The sequence below is a fragment of the Pseudoduganella sp. R-43 genome, from assembly GCF_049913255.1.
Lineage (GTDB): Bacteria > Pseudomonadota > Gammaproteobacteria > Burkholderiales > Burkholderiaceae_D > Rugamonas.
Window position 1 is genome coordinate 6,114,056 of sequence record NZ_CP183988.1, and the last position, 22,079, is coordinate 6,136,134.

At 63.0% G+C, this 22,079-nt stretch carries 15 protein-coding genes; 5 read left to right on the top strand and 10 right to left on the bottom strand.

The genetic code is table 11. The features are described from left to right. Nucleotides 1-179 precede the first annotated feature (179 nt). Complete coding sequence (locus tag ACN9M3_RS27920) at nt 180-3,086, bottom strand: ImpA family metalloprotease (protein WP_426319289.1); 2,907 nt, start codon at nt 3,084-3,086, stop codon at nt 180-182. Between the two features lie 378 nt (nt 3,087-3,464). On the opposite strand from ACN9M3_RS27920, the gene ACN9M3_RS27925 reads away from it, so the two are divergent. From ACN9M3_RS27925 to ACN9M3_RS27935, 3 genes are read left to right on the top strand one after another with little or no spacing between them, the layout of a single operon-like run. Further along, a complete protein-coding gene (locus tag ACN9M3_RS27925; RefSeq protein WP_426164965.1) occupies nt 3,465-4,319 on the top strand; it encodes an AAA family ATPase in 855 nt (284 codons plus the stop codon). Continuing rightward, entirely contained in the window at nt 4,319-4,915 is a 597-nt protein-coding gene (locus ACN9M3_RS27930) for a GNAT family N-acetyltransferase (RefSeq protein ID WP_426319290.1), read from the top strand. Before ACN9M3_RS27925 ends, ACN9M3_RS27930 begins: the two co-directional genes overlap by 1 nt. Then, nucleotides 4,909-6,078, top strand: a complete 1,170-nt coding sequence (locus ACN9M3_RS27935) for a vWA domain-containing protein (protein ID WP_426319291.1) — start codon at nt 4,909-4,911, stop codon at nt 6,076-6,078. Before ACN9M3_RS27930 ends, ACN9M3_RS27935 begins: the two co-directional genes overlap by 7 nt. 64 nt (nt 6,079-6,142) lie before the next feature. Here the strand turns inward: ACN9M3_RS27935 and kdpE are convergent, their stop codons facing one another. From kdpE to ACN9M3_RS27975, 8 genes are all read right to left on the bottom strand, one after another. After that, nucleotides 6,143-6,850: a two-component system response regulator KdpE gene (gene kdpE / locus ACN9M3_RS27940; RefSeq protein WP_426164970.1), complete on the bottom strand. Its 708-nt coding sequence runs from the start codon at nt 6,848-6,850 to the stop codon at nt 6,143-6,145. Next, nucleotides 6,847-9,561 carry a two-component system sensor histidine kinase KdpD gene (gene kdpD, locus ACN9M3_RS27945; RefSeq protein ID WP_426319292.1) on the bottom strand — a complete coding sequence of 905 codons (2,715 nt, stop codon included), beginning with the start codon at nt 9,559-9,561 and terminating at the stop codon, nt 6,847-6,849. Before kdpD ends, kdpE begins: the two co-directional genes overlap by 4 nt. 1 nt (nt 9,562) lies before the next feature. After that, on the bottom strand, nt 9,563-10,147 hold the full coding sequence (gene kdpC, locus ACN9M3_RS27950) for a potassium-transporting ATPase subunit KdpC (RefSeq protein ID WP_426164974.1): 585 nt from the start codon (nt 10,145-10,147) through the stop codon (nt 9,563-9,565). A 13-nt stretch (nt 10,148-10,160) separates the two neighbouring features. Beyond that, nucleotides 10,161-12,257, bottom strand: a complete 2,097-nt coding sequence (gene kdpB, locus ACN9M3_RS27955; protein ID WP_426319293.1) for a potassium-transporting ATPase subunit KdpB — start codon at nt 12,255-12,257, stop codon at nt 10,161-10,163. A 12-nt stretch (nt 12,258-12,269) separates the two neighbouring features. Next, a complete protein-coding gene (gene kdpA, locus ACN9M3_RS27960; protein WP_426319294.1) occupies nt 12,270-14,051 on the bottom strand; it encodes a potassium-transporting ATPase subunit KdpA in 1,782 nt (593 codons plus the stop codon). Between the two features lies 1 nt (nt 14,052). Then, nucleotides 14,053-14,142, bottom strand: coding sequence for a potassium-transporting ATPase subunit F (locus ACN9M3_RS27965; RefSeq protein ID WP_426164980.1), 90 nt, complete (start codon nt 14,140-14,142; stop codon nt 14,053-14,055). Between the two features lie 191 nt (nt 14,143-14,333). After that, a complete protein-coding gene (locus ACN9M3_RS27970; RefSeq protein ID WP_426319295.1) occupies nt 14,334-15,044 on the bottom strand; it encodes a TorF family putative porin in 711 nt (236 codons plus the stop codon). A gap of 103 nt (nt 15,045-15,147) precedes the next feature. Next, nucleotides 15,148-15,963 carry a response regulator gene (locus tag ACN9M3_RS27975; RefSeq protein ID WP_426319296.1) on the bottom strand — a complete coding sequence of 272 codons (816 nt, stop codon included), beginning with the start codon at nt 15,961-15,963 and terminating at the stop codon, nt 15,148-15,150. A 128-nt stretch (nt 15,964-16,091) separates the two neighbouring features. On the opposite strand from ACN9M3_RS27975, the gene ACN9M3_RS27980 reads away from it, so the two are divergent. Continuing rightward, on the top strand, nt 16,092-18,092 hold the full coding sequence (locus ACN9M3_RS27980) for a DNA topoisomerase IV subunit B (RefSeq protein WP_426164986.1): 2,001 nt from the start codon (nt 16,092-16,094) through the stop codon (nt 18,090-18,092). Between the two features lie 128 nt (nt 18,093-18,220). Beyond that, nucleotides 18,221-20,563, top strand: coding sequence for a DNA topoisomerase IV subunit A (parC, locus tag ACN9M3_RS27985; RefSeq protein WP_426319297.1), 2,343 nt, complete (start codon nt 18,221-18,223; stop codon nt 20,561-20,563). A 98-nt stretch (nt 20,564-20,661) separates the two neighbouring features. Here parC and ACN9M3_RS27990 read toward each other — a convergent pair whose 3' ends face one another. Then, a complete protein-coding gene (locus ACN9M3_RS27990; RefSeq protein WP_426319298.1) occupies nt 20,662-22,068 on the bottom strand; it encodes a M64 family metallopeptidase in 1,407 nt (468 codons plus the stop codon). Between the last annotated feature and the right edge of the window lie 11 nt (nt 22,069-22,079).

A 22,079-nucleotide genomic window follows, 5' to 3' on the forward strand; every position in this document is an offset into this window, starting at 1 on the left:
AGGTGTGGGCTTTAGTCAGTTGAAATCGGACACTGCATTGCGCAACAAAACCGCTCCTTTGCGCCCTCAACCTGCGATTTTACCTTAGAAGTTGGCCAATCGTCCATAAGATGGAACAAGCAACAGCCTGAAACTGTGGTTTGCCAGAGCTTGCCATTGCAGCAAGCCCTGGCTGGGCCTTAATAGCCGGCCGGATAGCTGGCGGTTGCACTCATGGCGACCGGCTGCCCCACGCCGCTGCCCGAGCTGACCAAGTCATTCATCGGGAAGAACAGCTGCGCTGCTGCCGGCAGGTTGTATGCCGCCACCTGGGCTTCCGCTGCTGCGCTGACCGTGATGCCCCACAGCTTGAACATCGGACGCATGTCGCGGCCAATCAGGAAGGAGCTCGAGACCAGCATGAAGTCGTTGCCGTCCATATTGGAAGGGTAGCTGGCGTAGGTGCCGAAGCCATAGCCCGATGCCACGCTGGCCCAGTTGCCCGAACTGGCGCTCATATTACGGTCCAGCAGGTATTGCAGGGTCGGCAGCTCCCAGCCGTCGACAAAGCTGCTGTTGTAATAGCGTGCGTATTCCACCAGCTGGCGATAGAACATGATGCGTACCGAGTTGTTGGCGGCGTAGCTGCTGTCGGACCAGGTGCTGTTGAACATGGCGTTGGCCGGATCGGCGGCAGCCAGCGCCGTCTTCAGGGCGCTGAACGCGGCGAAGCCGGTATCCGGGCGCGCCTTGAGCGGGGCGGCAATGCCTGCAGGCGATTGATTGAACTTGATCATCTTATGCACCGGGAAGATGTTGTTCGACACTTCCGTCGACTGGCCGCCGTAAATCTTCATGCGCCAAACCTGCAGGTTATGCCCGATCTCGTGCGACTCGCCCCAGCCAAGCGGCTCGAACGGCCAGTCCTGGTCATAAGGATTGCCGGAGCAGCCGTTGCCGCAAGCGGCATGCGAATCGGCGATCACGTTTTGCATGGTGTCGCGGCGGTGCTGGGTGCCGGTGCAGTCCCAGCCCAGGCTGTCGCACTTGGCCTTGACGCTTGGCGCCAGGCCCAGGAAGCCGCTGGAGGCGTTGAAGCCGGCCAGCTCGTAAGTATCCTTGATGGTGTACTTGAAGGTGGTGTCCGCCAGCCGCACCATATTGCCCTGGTAGTTGGAAATGGTGCGCTTGAACTTGTCCTTCTGCGACTGCACGGTCAGCGTATCGGTGGCAAAGACCACCCAGCCGGTCGGCGTCGTGTTGACGGCATCCTGGAAGGCCGCCACCTGCACCGGGTCGTAGGCATTGCGCAGGATAGGATGCGTAATCACGCCATCGACCTTCACGCTGACCGACTGTTCGCCGGCCACCGGCGCATCGATGAACAGGATCAGCGGACCGCCGTAAGGGCTGCTGATCACGACCGGCTTGTTCGGCTCCAGCGCGAAACGCGGCGAGCTGATTTGCGACGGACGGTCATAGGTGTTGAAGACCCAGGTGGTATCGCGCAGCATGTTCAGGCCGAAGCGTACGGTGTTGCCGCCGTTGTCGGTGCGGGTCAGGGTCACCTTCGTTCCCGGCATGACGTACAGGCCGGTCATGTATTGCTTGGTGCCGCTGCTCGGCAGGCCCGTGGTAACGGTGCTGGACACGGTCGGCGTGGTCGCCGGGAACAGGTCCGAGAAATTGCCCAGGTTCTTCGCGACGGTCGTGACGCTGCGGTTGTACATCACCGTCATGTCGGAGAACAGGCCGCGGAAAAAGTCCTGGCGGTTGGCGGTCCTGGTCATCGGGTAGGACAGGGCCGCACGGTATTTGTCGCCCAGCAGGACCAGCAGCTTCTCCAGCTGGTAGCCGGTCTGGGCGAACAATGGCGCCTGCGGGTTGTCCAGGTCCCGGATCACGTCCTGCACATCCTTGACCGGATTGCCGAATTCCGCCATGTACGCAACGTCATCCGAGCAGTCGATGCGGCCGCCGCTCGTGCAACCGCTCCAGCTGGTGGTGAAGTTGTTCTGGTTCAGGCGGTTGAGCAGGTTCTGGAACTTGCTCAGTTGCGGCGAATTCGCCGGCAAGGCCGCCGGGTCGAAGGACAACAGGCCTTGCTTGCTCCAGTAATTGGTTTGCTGGCTGAGACCGAAGTAATTCAGCAAGCGGTCGGACAGGTCGTCGCTGTCGCGGTAGTGGTGCAGGTACAGCACCGGAATGCCGCGCTTCTGGGCGTCGGCCACTGCCTGCATCACAGCCGCGCCATCATAGGCGCCCGGCCCCTGCTCGCGGCCAATCACCAGCAGGTCCGCGCTCTGCAGGCAGCCTGCCAGCGCAGCGCCGTCGCACACATTGTCTTTTTGCGTAGCGCCAGCCGCCAGGCCGTTGACGGTTGCCGTCGGCGACTTGGCAAAGAACCAGTCGCGCACCTTCTTCTCGTAAGGGAACCAATAGGTCTCGGTACCAGGCAGGTGCGCGGTAACGACCTTCAGGTTGGCCAGGCTGCTGCGCGCGGTCAACCAGGTCGCCAGGTTGACCATGAACTGGTCCATATTGGCGTTGCCCGGCACGCCCAGCGGATTGCCGCCAAAGGCGGCGTAGCGCGCATTGCTGCCCAGTGCAACGCCGGCGACCGCCAGGGCGGAACCGTTACCGGCGGCGCTGTCGCTATAGCTCCAGTTGGAAGGCAGGATAACGTGGTTGCGCGAGTTGTCGCCTACGCCGAAAACCGACGAATCATGGGTCGGGTTCCAGTCGATGAGCCCGACGCTGGAACTGGTCCGCTTGCCATCCGCGCCGAGCTGGAACAAGGCCTGCTTGAGTTCACCGTACTTGGCGGCCTGCCCTGATATCAGCGCCTGCGCCGCCTGCATGATTTCATCGGTCGTGGCGTACTGGGCATCACCGGCCGTCAACGCTGCGCTGACCCCGGTTTGACCGCTGGTCTGGCCGCCGGAAGGAGGCGTGGATGGCTGGCTGCCACCCGTTGCAGGATTGCCGCTACCGGTCGAGCCACTGCCAGGCGCACCGCTGGCGCCACTGTCGGAGCCGCCGCCGCAGCCAGCAAGGCCCGCCAACAAGGCGACCAGGGGAATTAATTGGAATAGGTTCTTATTCACACCAGCCCTTTATCTGAAGAATATTAGCAGTCGAAAAAATGTTGCCATATGGAAATGGCGGGAAGTATATCTCAAAAGGCAAGAGATATATCCGGCTAATTTTCGAGGGCACCCTCATTAGTGAGTAATTAGCAACAGAAGGCGGACATTTTGGCCAGAATCGGCAGAAATCATCGGGCAAATGCACGCTTGGCGGTGCGCCCGGCAGCAACCGCGAGTTTGCAAAACAATAAATACGCATTAACGCAATAGCATCAAATAAGAATATAAAAGTGCAACGGGATAATATAAAAAAGTTAATTGAAATCCGAGGACCGCGGCACCGCGCCAGGCCGCTCTGGCATATACTTCCATTGATCAACTCACTGGAAATTTTCTATGCACGCACCGCAACGCTTTGAAGGCTCGGACAACTACGTCGCCACCAATGACCTGAAGCTGGCCGTCAACGCCGCCCTCACCCTGCAGCGTCCCTTGCTGATCAAGGGCGAGCCGGGCACCGGCAAGACCATGCTGGCCGAAGAAGTCGCCGCCGCCCTCGACATGCCGCTGATGCAGTGGCATATCAAATCCACCACCAAGGCCCAGCAAGGGCTGTACGAATATGACGCCGTGTCCCGCCTGCGCGATTCCCAACTGGGCGATGAACGCGTGCGCGACATCCACAACTACATCGTCAAGGGCGTGCTGTGGCAAGCCTTCACCGCGCCGGAACCGGTGGTGCTGCTGATCGACGAGATCGACAAGGCCGACATCGAATTCCCGAACGACCTGCTGCGCGAACTGGACCGCATGGAGTTCTACGTCTACGAGACGCGCGAGATGGTCACCGCCAGGCACCGCCCGCTGGTGATCATCACCTCGAATAACGAGAAGGAACTGCCGGACGCCTTCCTGCGCCGCTGCTTCTTCCACTACATCAAATTCCCGGACAAGGACACGATGGAAGCCATCGTCAAGGTCCACTACCCTCACCTGAAGCAGGAATTGCTGGCCACCGCCCTGCAAACTTTCTACGAAGTGCGCGACGTGCCGGGCCTGAAGAAGAAGCCATCGACCAGCGAATTCCTCGACTGGCTGAAGCTCCTGATGGCCGAAGACATCCCGCCGGAAGTCCTGCGCGGCAAGGACCAGAAGGCGGCTGTCCCGCCGCTGCACGGCGCCCTGCTGAAAAACGAACAGGACGTGCACCTGTTCGAACGCCTGGTATTCATGTCGAGGACCAACCGCTGATGGACGCACCAACCCCGGTCACGCTGGAAGCCAACGGCCTGCGCCTGGAGCCGCTCGGACCGCAGCATGCCGACGCCCTGCGTGAAGCCGCGCAGGACGGCGAGCTGTGGAAGCTGCGCATCACCTCCGTGCCGGAACCGCACAAGGTGGAAGCCTACATCGCCACTGCACTGGAAATGCGCCCTTCCCGGCTGGCCTTCGCCGTGGTGGATGCGGCCAGCGGCCAGGTGCTGGGTACCACCAGCTACCACGACATCGTGCCCGCCATCGACCGCGCCGAAATCGGCTACACCTGGTACCGCCGCAGCGTGCAGCGCACGCATGTGAACACCACCTGCAAGCTGCTCCTGCTGACGCACGCCTTCGAAACGCTGGGCTGCGCCGTGGTCGGCTTCCGCACCGATAACTTCAACCATGCCTCGCAGGCCGCCATCGAACGACTCGGCGCAAAGAAGGACGGCGTGATCCGCCACCACGCCGTGCGCCGCGACGGCACCGTGCGCGACACGGTCATGTACAGCATCGTGCGCGGCGAATGGCCGGAAGTGAAGGCGCAGCTGCGCTACCTGTTGGCTCGGAGGGAAACGGCATGCTGATCGACTTCTTCTTCACGCTGAAAGACGCCAGGATCCCGGTCACGATCAAGGAATTCCTCACCCTGCTGGAAGCCATGCAAAAGCAGGTGCTGGAGCCGTCGCTGGACGACTTCTACTACATGAGCCGCCTGTGCCTGGTGAAGGACGAGGCCAACTACGACAAGTTCGACCGCGCTTTTGGCCAGTACTTCAAAGGCATCAACGCCGTCTTCGACACCACCAAGGAGATCCCGCTCGACTGGCTGCTGCAGCGCATGAAGCGCGAGCTGACGCCCGAGCAGATCGCCGCGCTGGAGAAATTCGGCTACGACAAGCTGATGGACCGCCTCAACGAACTGCTGAAAGAGCAGAAGGAACGCCACGAAGGCGGCAACAAATGGATCGGCAGCGGCGGCACCTCCCCGTTCGGCAATGGCGGCACCAATCCCGAAGGCATCCGAATCGGCGGCAAGGGTGGCAACCGCACCGCGGTCAAAGTGTGGGAGCAGCGCACCTACAAGGACTACGACGGCGAGCGCGAACTGGGCACGCGCAACATCAAGGTCGCCCTGCGCCGCCTGCGCAAGTTCGCGCGCGAAGGCGCGGCCGAGGAACTGGCGCTGGACCAGACCATCCGCGCCACCGCCAACAATGCCGGCTACCTCGACATCAAGATGCAGCCCGAGCGCAAGAACAACGTCAAGGTGCTGATGCTGATGGACGTAGGCGGCACGATGGATGACCACATCGAACGCGCGGAAGAACTGTTCTCGGCCGCCAAGACCGAGTTCAAGAACATGGAGTTCTACTACTTCCACAACTGCGTTTACGACTACCTGTGGCGCAGCAACCGCCGCCGCAACGCCGAACGCTTCGCCACCTGGGACGTGCTGCGCAAATACCCGCCCGACACCAAGTTGATCTTCGTCGGCGACGCCACCATGAGTCCCTACGAAGTGCTGCAGCCCGGCGGCTCGGTCGAATACAACAACGAAGAAGCCGGCGCCGAATGGCTCGGACGCTTCACCTCGCACTTCCCGAAGTTCATCTGGCTCAACCCCGAGCCGGAAGGCCTGTGGCAATACCGCCAGTCGATCAGCATCATCAAGCAGATCATGCAGAACCGCATGTTCCCCATCACCATCGAAGGCCTCGAGCGCGCCATGCGCATGCTCTCGAAATAAAAGTCGGGGTCAGGTCTGGCAATCCGCCACATTTGTGGCGGATTGCCAGACCTGACCCCGACTTTCAAGTTAATTGGAGGCGGTAGCCGACGGCGGTTTCGGTCAGCAGGTATTGCGGCTGGGCGGGGTCGTCTTCCAGCTTATGGCGCAGGTGGCCCATGTAGATGCGCAGGTAGTGGCTGTTGTCCGATTGCGCGGGGCCCCAGACGGCGCGCAGCAACTGGGGCGCGGTCATCACGCGGCCGGCGTTGGCGACCAGCACGGACAGCAAGCGGTATTCGGTTGGCGTCAGGTGGACGTGCTCGCCGCGCTTGGTGACGCGGCGGTTCGGCAAGTCGACCACTACTTCGCCAAATTGCACTTGGCCGGCGCTGTCGGCCTGCGGTTGCCGCTGGCGGCGCAGGGTGGCGCGCACCCGGGCCAGCAGCTCGCCGGTACCGAATGGCTTGCTGAGGTAATCGTCGGCGCCGGCGTCGAGCGCCTTGATCTTGTCGGCTTCGTTGACGCGCGCCGACAGCACGATGACCGGCACGTTCGACCATTTGCGCAGGTCGGCGATGAAATCGTTGCCGTCGCCATCCGGCAGGCCGAGGTCGAGGATCACCAGGTCGGGCCGGCGCGTTCCGGCGTCGATCAGGCCACGCTGCATGCTGGCCGATTCGTGCACGTGCCAGCCCTCTTCCTCCAGTGCGGCGCGCACGAAGCGGCGGATCTGGGGTTCGTCTTCCACTAGCAAGGCGGTGGGGACAATCTCGGATTGTTGGGTGTTCATTCTTCCTCGATTTCAGGCAGCCCCGGCGGCGTGCCGACCGGCAGCGTGAAGACGAAGGCGGCGCCTCCCAGGGGCGATTTGTCCGCTGCAATGGTGCCGCCGTGTGCTTCGACGATGGCGCGGCAAATCGCCAGCCCGAGGCCGACGCCCGGCTTGGCCGATTCTTTTTCGCCGCGGGTGAATTTTTCAAAGATCGCTTCTTCGCGCCCACGCGGCAGGCCCGGGCCGTTATCGTACACCATGACCCGCACGAATTCGCCACGCTGCACGGCGTAGATCACGATGGATGCGCTGGGCGGCGTGTACTTGGCGGCGTTTTCCAGCAGGTTGCACAGCACGCGTTCGATCAGCACCGCGTCGAAGCGCAACAGGGGCAAGCCGAGCGAGAGCTGGGTGCTGACCTTGTGCCCTGTCAGCTGCAGGCGGCTCGAACGCAAGGCGCTGCCCACTACTTCTTCCAGCGGTTGCCATTGCAGGTTGAATTTCAGTTCGCCGCTTTCGATGCGCGCCATGTCGAGCAGGTTGGCGACCAGGGCGCTCATGCGCAGCGCTTCGGCATGCAGGGAGCTGGCGAGGGACAGCTGCTGCGCCGACAGCGCCGGGCGCGAACCGGCCAGCGATTCGGACAGGCCGACCAGTGAAGTCAGCGGCGTGCGCAGGTCGTGCGACAAGGCTGCCAGCAGCGAATTGCGCAGCCGTTCCGATTCCATATTGACCAGCGCCTCCTGCGCCACTTCGACGTAATGCACCCGCTCCAGTGCAATCGCGGCCAGCGCCGCGAAGGTGTCGAGGTGCTGCCGCTGTTCGGGAATCAGTAGCCAGCGGCGCTGCGCCGGCTCAATGGCCAGCACGCCACGGGTGCGCATGGGCGCTACCAACGGCATGTAGAACAAGGGGCTGGCCGGAAGCGTGTCCGTGCACAGGCCAGCGCTTTCGGCATGGTCGAACGCCCATTGCGCCACGCCCTCGTCAAGCGCAGGCACCGGAGCGGTGCCTGGCGGCAGGTGCAGCCTTCCGTCGGCATCAGGCACCAGCAGCGTTGCCTTGGCATTGAAAGTCGATTGTACGAAGCGCGCCGTGGTCTCGAACACTTGCCCGGTCTGCAGCGCCCCGGACAGCTCGCGCGCGAATTCGTACAGGGCGCGGGCGCGTGCTTCACGATAGGAGGCCACACGGGCCTGGAAGCGCAAGCCCGCGGTCAGGTGGCCGGTGATCAGGCCTACCGCCAGCATCACGGCAAAGGTGATGGCGTATTGCAGGTCCGAGATCGCGAAACTGAAGCGTGGCGGCACGAAGAAAAAGTCGAAACACGCCACGCTGACGCAGGTCGCCAGCACGGATGGCCCGCGCCCGTAGCGCACTGCCACCAGCAGCACCACCAAAAGGAACAGCATGGCAATATTGGCCAGGTCGAAGTATGGCAGCAGCGGCGTCGCCAGCATGGCCATGCCGACGCTGGCGAGGCCAGCCACCGCAAAGCCCTTCGCCCGCCGCCTGAAGCGCAGCGCATCTTCGTCGGCGTCGTCCGGCGCGGCGGTGCCGGCTGCGGCTTGCACCGGATGCGCTTCGACCTCGCTGCCGGACACTTCGATCAGGTCGATGTCGGGCGCATGCGCCGGCAGGCTGCGGATATGCGAACGGCGCCATGGCCAGTTGCGGTGCGCCCGCCCCATCGCAATCTTGGACAGGTTGTGGCTGCGCGCGTACGCGGCAGCCGTGGCGGCGATATCGCTGCCGGACAGCACGGCAGTGGTGGCGCCCAGGTCCTGCGCCAGCTTGAGCATTTTCAGGACGCGCTCACGCTCCCCGGCCGGCAGGCGTTGCAAGGCCGGCGTCTCGACGTAGATGGCGTGCCATTGCGTGCCCAGTTGTCCCGCCAGGCGTGCGGCGCTGCGCACCACTTGCTCGCAGCCTGGGCGCGGGCCGATCAGCGCCAGCACCGATGCGCCGGTTTTCCAGATGGTGTCGATCGACTGCTCGACACGATAGGCGCGCACATCGTCTTCGATACGGTCGGCAGTGCGGCGCAGGGCCAGTTCGCGCAGCGCGATCAGGTTCCCTTTGCGGAAGAAGTTTTTCGCGGCCCGTTCGGCCTGCTGAGCCTGGTAGACCTTGCCGCCTTTCAGGCGCGACAGCAGTTCGTCGGCCGGGATGTCGACCAGCACCACTTCGTCGGCGGCGTCGAACACGGTATCGGGCACGGTTTCATTGACCTGGATGCCGGTGATGCCGCCCACCACGTCGTTCAGGCTTTCCAGGTGCTGCACGTTGACGGTGCTGAAGACATCAATGCCGGCTTCCAGCAGTTCTTCCACGTCCTGCCAGCGTTTGGGATGGCGCGAGCCCGGCGCGTTGGAGTGCGCCAGTTCGTCGATCAGGACCAGCGGCGGGCGGCGCGCCAGGGCGGCATCGATATCGAACTCGTTCAGGATCTTGCCGCGATAGGCAATTGCCCGAAGCGGCAGTACGTCCAGCCCTTCCAGCAGCGCCGCCGTTTCGCTGCGGCCGTGGGTCTCGATGACGCCGACCAGCACCAGCTGCCCGGCCGCCTGCAACTTGCGGGCGGCCGACAGCATGGCGTAGGTCTTGCCGACGCCGGCCGACGCGCCGAAGTAGATGCGCAGCTTGCCCCGCGCCGCCTTGCGCTCCTGCTGCTGCATTTGCGCCAGCAGCGCGTCGGGATCTGGCCGGTCGTCGTCGAGTGGAATCATATCAGCGAGTATGCGGCGTTTTCTCGTCCAGCGCCAGATTCAACGCCAGGACGTTCACGCGCGGCTCGCCGAAGACGCCCATGACCTTGCCCGACGCATGCTCGGCGATCAGCGCCCGCACCTTGTCCGGTGCGATGCGTCGCTCGTCCGCCACGCGCCGAAGCTGGTATTCAGCAGCGGCCACGCTGATCTCCGGATCGAGCCCGCTTCCCGAGGCCGTGACCAGGTCGACAGGGATTGGCGCCGTGTTGCCCGGATCGGCAGCCTTGAGCGCTTCGATGCGGGAGCGCACAGCATCGGTGAAGGCGGGGTTGAGCGGGCCCTGGTTGGAGCCGCCGGAGCCGTTGGCGTTGTAGGGCATCGGGCCGGTGGCCGACGGGCGGCCCCAGAAATACTTCGCCGAGGTGAATTGCTGGCCGATCAGCTTTGAGCCGACCGGCTTGCCGTCCACTTCCAGGATGGAACCGCCAGCCTGGGCCGGGAAAGCCGCCGAGGCAACGCCTGTGACGGCAAGGGGATAGATCACGCCGCAGGCCAGGGTCAGTGCGCCGAACAACACCAGCGCGGGACGAATAGTCGAAATCATCTTGTTCTCCAGCTTAAACGAAGTTGAACGCTGCCAGCAGCATGTCGATCAATTTGATGCCGATGAACGGCAGGACCAGGCCGCCGGCGCCATACACCAGCAGGTTGCGGCGCAGCAGAGCGGTGGCGCCGATGGCGCGATAGCGCACGCCTTTCAGGGCCAGCGGAATCAGGAACACGATGATCAGCGCGTTGAAGATCACGGCGGACATGATGGCGGAGTTGGGGCTGGCCAGGTGCATGACGTCCAGCGCCTTCAGTTGCGGATAGGTGCCGACGAAGGCTGCGGGGATGATCGCGAAGTATTTGGCAATATCGTTCGAAATCGAGAACGTGGTCAGCGAGCCGCGCGTCATCAGCATCTGCTTGCCGATCTCCACGATCTCCAGCAGTTTGGTCGGATTCGAATCCAGGTCCACCATATTGCCTGCCTCCTTGGCAGCCTGGGTGCCGGAGCTCATGGCCACGGCGACGTCGGCCTGGGCCAGCGCGGGCGCATCGTTGGTGCCGTCGCCGGTCATGGCGACCAGGCGGCCGTCGGACTGGTAGCTGCGGATAAGTTTCAACTTATCCTCAGGCGTCGCCTCGGCCAGGAAGTCGTCGACGCCGGCTTCTGCCGCAATCGCAGCGGCGGTCAGCTTGTTGTCGCCGGTGATCATCACGGTCTTGATGCCCATGCGGCGCAGCTCCGCGAAGCGTTCCTTGATGCCGCCCTTGACGATATCCTTGAGTTCCACCACGCCCACCACGCGGCCATTGTCGGCCACCACCAGCGGCGTGCTGCCGCGGCGCGATACATCCTCCACAGTGCGGCCCACTTCGGCAGGCCATTGCTGGCCGGCCGCTTCCACATGCTTGCGCACTGCGTCGGCGGAGCCCTTGCGCACTTCACGTCCCTCCATGTCGACACCGCTCATGCGGGTGTTGGCCGAGAACGGAATGAAGGAGGCATGCAACGGCGACAGTTCGCGTTCGCGGATATTGAACTTCTGCTTGGCCAGCACCACGATGCTGCGGCCTTCCGGCGTTTCATCCGCCAGCGAGGCCAGTTGCGCCACATCGGCCAGTTCGCGCTCGGTGACGCCCGGTGCCGCGAAGAAGGCCGACGCCTGGCGGTTGCCCAGGGTGATGGTGCCGGTCTTGTCCAGCAACAGCACGTCGACATCGCCAGCTGCTTCCACCGCGCGGCCGGAGGTGGCGATCACGTTGGCCTGCATCATTCGGCTCATGCCTGCCACGCCGATGGCCGACAGCAAGCCCCCGATGGTGGTCGGGATCAGGCACACCAGCAGCGCAATCAGCACCGTAATGGTGATCGGCGAACCCGCCTGCGCGGCCGCCACCGAGAACAGCGAGAACGGCAGCAAGGTCGCGGTCACGATCAGGAACACGATGGTCAGCGCCACGAGCAGGATCGTCAGCGCGATCTCGTTCGGCGTCTTCTTGCGCTTGGCGCCTTCCACCATGGCGATCATGCGGTCGAGGAAAGTTTCGCCCGGGTTGGCGGTGACCTGTACCACCAGCCAGTCGGACAGCACGCGGGTGCCGCCGGTAACGGAAGAAAAGTCGCCGCCCGATTCGCGAATGACCGGCGCGGACTCGCCGGTAATGGCGCTTTCGTCCACCGAGGCCACGCCTTCGATCACGGTGCCGTCGATCGGTATGATGTCGCCGGCCTCCACCAGCACGTAGTTACCCTTGCGCAGGTCGGTGGCCGGGCATGGCAACCAGGCGGTGCCATGTTGTGGCGCCGCGAGGCGCTTCGACATCACGCTCTGCTTCAGGCTGCGCAGCGAAGCCGCCTGCGCCTTGCTGCGGCCTTCGGCCAGCGCTTCAGCAAAATTTGCGAACAACACGGTGAACCACAGCCACACGGCTATGGCAAGGATAAAGCCGGAGCTGGCCTCGCCCACGCCGTTCAGCGCCTGGATGTAAAGCAGCGTGGTAATGATGCTGCCGATATAGACGACAAACATCACGGGGCTGCGCAATTGGACCGCGGGACTCAGCTTGCGGAACGCATCGGTGATGGCAAGAACCACCAGTTGCGAATCGAGCAGCTTGAGGCGCTGGCCTGGTTGGGCGAGTGGAATCGCCTGGGATTGCGACATGGTGTGCACTCCTTATTTATACAATTGCAGGTGTTCGATCACCGGGCCAAGCGCCAGCGAAGGAACGTAATTCAACACGCCCACCAGCAGCACCACGGCTACCAGCAGCATTACGAACATCGGGCCATGGGTCGGCATGGTGCCGGCGTTGGCCTGAAGCCGCTGTTTGGAGGCCAGCGAGCCGGCTATCGCCAGCACCGGCACGATCATCGCGAAGCGGCCAAACCACATGGCGACGGCCAGCATGATGTTGTAGAACGGCGTATTGGCGGAAAGCCCGGCGAAGGCGCTGCCGTTATTGTTGGCGGCCGAGCTGAAGGCATACAGGATCTCGGAGAAACCATGCGCGCCCGGATTGGCAACGCCGGCCTTGCCCGCTTCCAGCATGACGGCGATGGCGGTCCCCACCAGCACCAGGGTCGGCGTCACCAGGATGGCGATCGACGTCATTTTCATTTCATACGACTGGATCTTCTTGCCCAGGTATTCCGGGGTGCGGCCGATCATCAGGCCGGCGATGAACACCGCCATGATGGCGAAGACCAGCATGCCGTACAGGCCAGAGCCCACGCCACCGAACACCACTTCCCCCAGCTGCATCAGCAGCATCGGCCCTGCACCGCCCAAGGGCGTGAAGGAATCGTGCATGCCGTTCACGGCGCCGCAGGATGCAGCCGTGGTCACGGTGGCGAACAGGCTTGTGGCGGCGATGCCGAAACGCGTTTCCTTGCCTTCCATATTGCCGCCAGCCTGCAATGACGTGGCTGACTGGTCGACGCCCATTGCTTGCAGTGCCGGTTGCGCGGCCTGCTCCGCAGCGGTGATGCCGGTAGCTGCGACCACGAACATGATGGTCATAGCGCCCAGCACGGCCCAACCCCGGCGGCGATCGCCCACCAGGCGGCCAAAGGTAAAGCACAGCGCGGCGGGGATCAGGAAGATGGCGAGCATCTGTGCGAAGTTGGACAGCGGCGTCGGGTTCTCATACGGGTGCGCCGAGTTGGCGTTGAAGAAGCCGCCGCCATTGGTGCCCAGCATCTTGATCGCTTCCTGCGAAGCGACCGGGCCCATCGCGATGGTTTGCGTGGCCACGCTCTGGGTTTGGGCAGGGGCCTCGGGCGTGGCGCCCGGGACGGTATAAGTCACCGGTTCCACCAGGTTCACTTCCTTATAGGCGGAAAAGTTCTGGATCGATCCCTGGCCGACCAGGAATACTGAAAAGACAAAGGACAAAGGCAGCAATACGTACAGCACGGTGCGGGTCAGGTCGACCCAGAAGTTGCCGATCGACTTTGCCGAGCGCGCGGCGAAACCGCGGATCAGGGCAAAGGCCACGGCAATGCCGGTGGCCGCCGAGAAGAAGTTCTGGCCGGCGAGCGCCAGCATCTGGCTCAAATAGCTCATGGTCTGTTCGCCCGCATAGCCTTGCCAGTTGGTGTTGGCCACAAAGCTGACGGCGGTATTGAAGGAGGAGTCCGGACTGACGCCAGGCAGGCCCTGGGGGTTAAGCGGCAGCCAGGCCTGCAAGCGCTGAACAGCGTAGACAAACAGGGTGCCAACGAGATTGAAGACCAGAAGTGCCTTGGCGTAGGCCTTCCAGCCCATGCCTCGCTGCGCTTCGTCGCCCGGCACGCCAGCGGCACGGTACAGCAGCCTTTCGACTGCAGCCAGCCAGCCAAGGCCAGGGATTTTGCTGCCATCGGCCACGCGAGCCAGCAAGGCGCCGAGCGGCCACGCTGCGGCGACCAGGACCAGCAGGAAGACGGCCAGCAGCAGGAAGGATTGGGGGGTCATATTACAGGTCCTCCGCTTTCAGAAGGGCAGCCAGCAGGTAGACCAGCAAGCCGGCCGTGGCGACGGAGCCGATGAGATAAAAGATATTCATTGCTTCCCTCCCAGCTTGTCGCAACCGGCCGCCATGGCGACAACCAGCACGAAAAAGGTGACGATTGCGCCAATAAAAACGATGTCCATCAGGTTCCCCGAAAGGTCTTGTTTGCATGCGAACCAGCTTATCGAGACACGCCTAAATTCGGTGTAAAGACTCGGCAAAGCGGTGTAAACAAGGTGTAAAAATCAGAAGGTCCGGCTGACCGTGAGCTGCAAGGCGCTCTTGCCCAGGAACTTGCCGTTGGCTGGCGAGGCGTAGGCTGCCTTGCCGGCATTGGTGCCGACGGCAGCCAGCTGCACGCTGGCGATGCCCAGGTCTTTGCTCACGCCCAGCTTCCAGTCGCTGTAGTCGGCGACGCCATTGTTTTTCACGCGCTGGTGGCCGGCGTGCAGGTTGATGGTGTAGCCGGCGCCCGCATCGACATTTACGCCCAGGTCCAGGTAGCCGGAGTTTTTGCTGTCGGCGAAGCCGAACAGGCTGGTCACGGAATGCGAGTATTTCAAGGTCGCCGGGCCGTATCCAAGCTGGCCGTGGATCTCCGTCGTGTCAGGGTTATCGAGGCCTGGGATACGCCCCTTGTAAACATAGGTCAGCACGCCCGCGTCGTAGCTGACATCTGCCGTCAGTTGGCCGCGCTTGCCGCCGTAGATATCCAGCTCCACGCGGCCAGCCCCGCCGGCATCGCGCGTCCAGTTGATGGTCGACGCCCAGGCGCCCGCGTACCAGCCTGTCCCGCTGTCGGCAAAATCGGCGCCGGCCTGCAACGCGGGCTGCAGGCGCGATTGCGAGATCCCGCGATAGCGGTAGTCGCTGGCCAGCGCAGCGTTGAAGCTCAGGTCATTGGCAAAGGCAGGAGCGGACAGCATCGCCGCCGCCAGGAAAAACGCGTTCTTCATACATTCGCTTTCGTCAAAAAAGAAGGTGACGAAAGCGTATCGATCGGCGCGTAAAAACGGTCTAAATAGAAGGCAGCGACAAGTCAACGCCGCATAAAAATACCTACAGCCGCATGAACTTGCGCAGCACCGCCTGCACCTGGTGTTCAGCCAGCGGCTTGTCCAGCATGCCGGCGGCGCCGGCGGCGCGGCCGCGCGTCAGGTCGTAGTCGTGGGCCGACTGCACCAGGAAGATCACTTCGGGTTGCGCCTCCAGGCTGCGCAGTTGGGCGCACAGCAGGTAATGGTCGATGATCGGGGCGGCGAAGTCGATTAGTACCACAGCCACCGGCTGCTGGCGGCAATGCGCCAGCGCTGCCACACCGTCCACCGCCCACAGCACCGCAGTGCCGAACTGTTTCAGGGACTGGCCCAGCTGCTCGCTGAAATTGGCGTTGGCATCGACGCACAGCACGGCGCCCTCGCGGCGCGGCTTGCGCATCTTTTCATAGACAGCGGGATCGGTCAGATCGAGGTCGAGCCGCTCGCGGCGCCGGCGCTCGGGTACCAGCGAATCGACGGAAGCCGACAGGCCGGCCAGCACGTCGGCACGGCGCTGGAGCAGGCGGCCCAGTTCCGCATACATGGCGCTCCACTGCACTGGTAGCGGCAGGTTCGGGTATGGCAGGAGCACGCCGGTCGCTCCCAGCACCAGCGCCGGCCGGATGTCGCCTGCAGCCAACGATGCGATGGCTGCCAGCGCTTTCAGTTCCGTGCCGTTGGCCAGGTAAATATCGGGGTCCTGCAGGCTGTCTTCGGTCAGGCAGAGATAGGCCGGTCCGTCGGCGGGCGCCTTGGCCAGTCCCAGCGCGAGCGCCCGCTCGGCTTCCAGGGGGAAGCCGACCAGCCTGACTGCGAACGGGCGCCGATCTGTAGTCATAAAACCCATTTTAACGCTGCGATTCCCTTGCGCCACCGGCCGTAGCGGATAGAATGCGCAAGCATGCGATCCGTCAAACCGGAAAATACTGTATATAATCACAGCACTTTGCATTACCAATAACACGTATGGCCACTAAAAAACCAGTTTCCGACTACAGCGAATCATCTATCCGCGTCCTCAAAGGACTGGAACCCGTCAAGCAGCGCCCGGGCATGTACACCCGCACCGAGAACCCGCTGCACATCATCCAGGAGGTGATCGACAATGCCTCGGACGAAGCATTGGGCGGCCATTGCAAAAACATCATCGTGACGCAGAATGCCGACGGTTCCATCACCGTCGAAGACGACGGCCGTGGTATTCCGGTCGGCTTGCATCCTGAAGAAAACGTGCCGACGGTGGAAATCGTCTTTACCCGCCTGCACGCGGGCGGCAAGTTCGACAAGGGATCGGGCGGCGCTTACGCCTTCTCGGGTGGCTTGCACGGTGTCGGCGTATCCGTCACCAACGCGCTATCCAAGCGCCTGGAAATTGCAGTGTGGCGTAAAGACGACGCCGGCAACGGTTTCCACCAGATCGCCTTCGAACACGGCGACCTGGTCGAGCCATTGAGCTCCCAGCCGGCGCCGAAGGATGGCAAGAAGTCCGGTACCCGCGTGACCGCCTGGCCGGATGCGAAGTATTTCGATTCGCCGCTGATCTCGCAGGTCGAGCTGCAACGCCTGCTGCGCTCCAAGGCCGTGCTGCTGCCCGGCGTATCGGTCACGCTGAAGAATGCCAAGACCGGCGACGAACAGACCTGGATGTACAAGGACGGCCTGCGCGGCTACCTGAACGAGCAACTGGCGCAAACCACCTCCGGCGGCGAAACCCTGATCCCCCTGTTCGAGGGCGAGCAGTTCGCCACCCCTGATGCGGAAGGCTTTGCCGAAGGCGAAGGCGCGTCCTGGGTGGTGGCATGGACCGAGGAAGGCGCCGTGGTGCGCGAATCCTACGTCAACCTGATTCCGACCCCGAACGGCGGCACCCACGAATCGGGCCTGCGCGAAGGCCTGTTCGGCGCAATGAAGAACTTCGTCGAGCTGCACTCGCTGCTGCCGAAGGGCGTGAAGCTGCTGCCGGAAGACGTGTTTGCCCGCGCTTCCTTCGTGCTGTCGGCCAAGGTGCTGGACCCGCAATTCCAGGGCCAGATCAAGGAGCGCCTGAACTCGCGCGATGCGGTACGCCTGGTATCGACCTTCTCCAAGCCCGCGCTGGAACTGTGGCTGAACCAGCACATCGACTACGGCAAGAAGCTGGCGGAGCTGGTGATCAAGCAAGCCCAATCGCGCCTGCGCTCCGCGCAGAAGGTCGAGAAAAAGAAGTCGTCCGGCGTGGCTGTATTGCCGGGCAAGCTGACCGATTGCGAATCGGACGAAATGACCCGCACCGAATTGTTCCTGGTCGAGGGCGACTCGGCGGGCGGTTCGGCCAAGATGGGCCGCGACAAGGAATTCCAGGCCATCCTGCCGCTGCGGGGCAAGGTGTTGAACTCCTGGGAGACTGACCGCGACCGCCTGTACGCCAACAACGAAATCCACGACATCGCGGTGGCGATCGGCGTCGATCCGCACAATCATGGCGATTCGCCTGACCTGTCTGGCCTGCGTTACGGCAAAATCTGCATCCTCTCCGATGCGGACGTCGACGGCTCCCACATCCAGGTGCTGCTGCTTACCCTGTTCTTCCGCCACTTCCCTGCCCTGATCGACAAGGGCCACATCTGCGTGGCGCGTCCGCCGCTGTACCGCGTTGACGCACCGGCGCGCGGCAAGAAGCCGATCCAGAAGCTGTATGCGCTGGACGACGGCGAACTGGTGGCCATTGAAGACAAGCTGCGCAAGGACGGCTTGAAGGAAGGCTCCTGGACCATCTCCCGCTTCAAGGGCCTGGGCGAGATGAACGCCGAGCAGCTTTGGGAAACCACCATGAACCCGGACACCCGCCGCCTGCTGCCGGTGTCGCTGGGCGATTTCGACCACAGCTACTCGTCCTCGCGCTTCAATATGCTGATGGGCAAAGGCGAAGCCGCAGCCCGCCGCGCGTGGATTGAAGAACACGGCAACGAAGTGGAAGCGGATATCTAAAACCGGTAAAGCAGTGTCTGACCCGCGGGGTCAGACACTGGTACGCGACCGGTGCGGGCCTGGTGTCTGACTCCGCGGGTCAGACGGGACGGCCACCCGGCCGAATTACCAGTTAGAAAGTAAAAACTATGACTCAAGCAAATCTCTTTGACGAACCAACCCCGGAACTGCCGCCAAATGGCGGCAGCGGCGGTGATGACGGCGGCGAATCGCTGACCCTTTCGACCTTCGCCGAGCGCGCCTACCTGGATTACGCCATTTCCGTGGTCAAGGGCCGCGCTCTGCCGGACGTGTGCGACGGCCAGAAGCCGGTGCAGCGCCGCATCCTGTACTCGATGAATGAACTGGGCCTGGGCCCGACCGCCAAGCCGCGCAAGTCCGCCACCGTGGTCGGCGACGTGCTGGGTAAATTGCACCCGCACGGCGACCAGTCGGTGTACGACGCGCTGGTGCGCATGGCGCAGGATTTCTCGCTGCGCTATCCGCTGATCGACGGCCAGGGTAACTTCGGCTCGCGCGACGGCGACGGCGCAGCGGCAATGCGATACACCGAAGCCCGCTTGACCCCGATCTCGCGACTGCTGCTGGACGAAATCGACCAGGGCACCGTGGACTTCATCCCGAACTACGACGGCTCGTACGAAGAACCGGCCCTGCTGCCGGCGCGCCTGCCGATGGTGCTGCTGAACGGCGCCTCCGGTATCGCTGTGGGCCTGGCGACCGAGATCCCTTCGCACAACCTCACCGAGGTGGCGAAAGCTGCCGTGGCGATGATCCGCAATCCGAAGATCAGCCACGCGGAACTGATGGAACTGATCCCGGGCCCGGACTTCCCGGGCGGCGGCCAGTTGATCACTCCGCGCGCGCAACTGGACGACATGTACGCGTCCGGCCGCGGCTCGATGAAGGTACGCGCTCGCTGGAAGATCGAAGAACTGGCGCGCGGCCAGTGGCAGGCAGTTGTATACGAACTTCCGCCCGGTACTTCATCGCAGAAGGTGCTGGAAGAAATCGAAGAGCTGACCAATCCAAAGGTCAAGCTGGGCAAGAAAGCGCTGTCGCCGGAACAGGTTGCGCTGAAGGGCTTGCTGCTTGGCCAGCTGGACAAGGTGCGCGACGAATCCGGCCGCGAGGCCGCGGTGCGCCTGGTGTTCGAGCCTAAATCGAAGAACCAGAACCAGACAGAGTTCATGCACATGCTGCTGGCGCATACCTCGCTGGAGACTTCGGCGTCGATGAACCTGGTGATGATCGGCGGCGATGGCCGCCCGCGCCAGAAAGGCATCAGCGAAATCCTGGGCGAGTGGATTGAATTCCGCTTCGCCACCGTGACCCGCCGCACCCAGTTCCGCCTGAACAAGGTCGATGAGCGCATCCACATCCTGGAAGGCCGCCAGATCGTCCTGCTGAACATCGATGAGGTCATCGCCATCATCCGCAATTCGGACGAGCCGAAGGCGGCGCTGATCGAACGCTTCAAGCTGTCGGACCGCCAGGCTGAAGACATCCTGGAAATCCGTTTGCGCCAACTGGCACGCCTGGAAGCGATCAAGATCGAACAGGAACTGGCCGAGCTGCGCAAGGAGCGCGAAGGCCTGCAGGACGTGCTGGACAATCCGTCCACTCTGCGCCGCCTGGTCATCAAGGAAATCGACGGCGACGCCAAGACTTACGGCGACGCACGCCGCACCCTGATCGAGGAAGCGCAGAAGGCTGTCGTTGAACAGAAGGTGGCCGACGAACCGGTCACCGTAATCATTTCCGAAAAAGGCTGGGTGCGCGCACGGTCCGGCGTCGGCCACGATCCTGCGCAGTTCACCTTCAAGGCCGGCGATTCGCTGTATGGCGCATTCGAGTGCCGTACGGTCGATACCCTGCTGGGCTTCGGCGACAACGGCAAGGTGTATTCCGTGCCCGTAGCCGCCCTGCCTAATGCGCGCGGCGACGGCGTACCGATTACCACGCTGGTCGACCTGTCGGGCGGCGCCCGCCTGCTGCACTACTTCGCGGGCAATGGCGACAAGCAGTTGCTGCTGGCGTCCGACGCGGGATATGGCTTTATCGCCAAGGCCGGCGATATGGTGTCGCGACTGAAGGGCGGCAAGTCGTTCATTACGCTGGACGAGGGCTCGAAGCCGCTGCCACCGACCGTGGTGGCCGATGGCGCGAGCGCGGTGGCGGTCATTTCCGAGAAATCGAACCTGCTGGTGTTCGGCATGGACGAGATGAAGGTGCTGTCCAACGGCGGCCGCGGCGTGATCCTGATGGATCTGGCCGACAAGGAGAAGCTGGTTGCTGCTTGCGCGATCACCGACAAGGGCGTGACCGTGCAGGGGATTGGCAATGCTGCGAAGGCGAAGGAAGACCGCATGGGGCCGACGGCACTGGCGCCGCACTTCGGCAAGCGCGCGCGCAAGGGCAAGCCGATGCCGGTGCGGATCAAGCCGACTGGGTTGGCGCCGAACACCTGAACCGGCAACCCAGTGTCTGACCCGCAGGGTCAGACACTGTAACGCGGCGGCCGCAGGCCAAGTGTCAGACCCTATGGGTCTGACACTGGTTTACCGGTTTAACGCGGGGCGTACAAGTCAATTGTCTCCTGCACCGCATCGCTGCACACCGCGCAAAACTCCTCGCTGCGGTCAAACATCAGGCACTGTTGCTGCGAACGATAGTAGCCCGTCGCTTCGTAGTTCGCTCCTTCGAACGCTCCCACGGCCTTGCGGTTCGGCGCTTTCGAGAACAGCGCATTGGTCCAGGCCAGATCCTCCTTGAACAACTTGCTCATCTCCGCTTCCGGACGATTATCCTTGCGCAGTTGCGCTCGAATCTTCTGGTACTCGCGTGAATGCGCCTCGTACTCCGCCTTCGGCCAGGCAGTCGGCAACGCAGTCCCCGGCGTCACAAACTTCTTCCACTTCACATTGGCCGGATCCAGCAAGGCCGTCACGTTCGGCTCCCACGGCTCCATGCGCACTCCGCCCGTGGCATAAGCCACCGGCGAGGTGTAATACTCATCCGCCAGTCCCGCGAAGTGGTGGCCGAATTCGTGCACGAACAGATAGTTCGCCCAATCGTTATCCGCGGCGGCCGTGCTGAATTGCCCGTAGATGCCGCCACCGCCGTAAGTATCGTTGTTGACCAGGATCTCGATGAACTCATACGGCGCGTGCTGCGCAATCTCGCGCAGCGCGCGGTTGTCGATGGTCAGCACATAACGTTCGCTGCCGAAGATGTCGTAGCGCGTACCCAGCCTGGACGCATGGTGTGTATTGGTGGAAGGGCGCGACACGCCGCTCTCCTGGGTCGGCACCGCCATCGCCCATACGTTGAAGTCCTTGGCCCGCTCCTTGAACGGCGATACCGTGAACAGGTATTCGGACAGCTTGCGTGCCCGGGCTTCGAACTTGGCCATGTCGGCTTTGGTGTAGCCGTCGCCCAGGATCAGCAAGTCCACCTTCTTCTCGCTCGGCCCGTTGACACGGATCGGGATCGGCTTGGCGGGCGCCACGTCCTGCTTGCGCACCACATCCATCGCATCGGTATCGACGTCCACGCTCCACACCACGGAGAATTCATTACGCTCATCACGCTTCAGGATGCGCACCTTGACCGGGCGGTCAGGCTTAGGGAAGCGCACCGACTCATGGAAGCCGCGCGTCAGCTTGCCCGCCTCCTCGGTCGACTTCCACTCAACAAAGATGGTGGAGAAGGTGCGGGTGTACAGCACCTTGCCGGTCTTGGCGTCCACCACTTCAACCTTGTTCACGCCGCGGTTAGTGGTATCGATTGTCTTGGACATATCGCCGGGCCATGGCAACGGCTCAATCACAACTTGTTCGATCGCATAACTTTCGTTTAGCGCGTTACCGGTGTGCATATAGTCAAGGCGCACGGTCGCAGGTTGCGCCGCCAGCGCAAGGCCGGCCGCGGTGCTCAGCGCCGCTCCCGCCAGCAGTCGGTTCAGGTACGACATGAAGTCTCCAG

Excerpts from the sequence above, each read along its gene's own strand:
- ACN9M3_RS27925 (WP_426164965.1), top strand. The coding sequence starts at position 3,465 with ATGCACGCACCGCAACGCTTTGAAGGCTCGGACAACTACGTCGCCACC.
- ACN9M3_RS27930 (WP_426319290.1), top strand. The coding sequence starts at position 4,319 with ATGGACGCACCAACCCCGGTCACGCTGGAAGCCAACGGCCTGCGCCTG.
- ACN9M3_RS27935 (WP_426319291.1), top strand. The coding sequence starts at position 4,909 with ATGCTGATCGACTTCTTCTTCACGCTGAAAGACGCCAGGATCCCGGTC.
- kdpE (WP_426164970.1), bottom strand. The coding sequence starts at position 6,850 with ATGAACACCCAACAATCCGAGATTGTCCCCACCGCCTTGCTAGTGGAA.
- kdpD (WP_426319292.1), bottom strand. The coding sequence starts at position 9,561 with ATGATTCCACTCGACGACGACCGGCCAGATCCCGACGCGCTGCTGGCG.
- kdpC (WP_426164974.1), bottom strand. The coding sequence starts at position 10,147 with ATGATTTCGACTATTCGTCCCGCGCTGGTGTTGTTCGGCGCACTGACC.
- kdpB (WP_426319293.1), bottom strand. The coding sequence starts at position 12,257 with ATGTCGCAATCCCAGGCGATTCCACTCGCCCAACCAGGCCAGCGCCTC.
- kdpA (WP_426319294.1), bottom strand. The coding sequence starts at position 14,051 with ATGACCCCCCAATCCTTCCTGCTGCTGGCCGTCTTCCTGCTGGTCCTG.
- ACN9M3_RS27965 (WP_426164980.1), bottom strand. The coding sequence starts at position 14,142 with ATGAATATCTTTTATCTCATCGGCTCCGTCGCCACGGCCGGCTTGCTG.
- ACN9M3_RS27970 (WP_426319295.1), bottom strand. The coding sequence starts at position 15,044 with ATGAAGAACGCGTTTTTCCTGGCGGCGGCGATGCTGTCCGCTCCTGCC.
- ACN9M3_RS27975 (WP_426319296.1), bottom strand. The coding sequence starts at position 15,963 with ATGACTACAGATCGGCGCCCGTTCGCAGTCAGGCTGGTCGGCTTCCCC.
- ACN9M3_RS27980 (WP_426164986.1), top strand. The coding sequence starts at position 16,092 with ATGGCCACTAAAAAACCAGTTTCCGACTACAGCGAATCATCTATCCGC.
- parC (WP_426319297.1), top strand. The coding sequence starts at position 18,221 with ATGACTCAAGCAAATCTCTTTGACGAACCAACCCCGGAACTGCCGCCA.
- ACN9M3_RS27990 (WP_426319298.1), bottom strand. The coding sequence starts at position 22,068 with ATGTCGTACCTGAACCGACTGCTGGCGGGAGCGGCGCTGAGCACCGCG.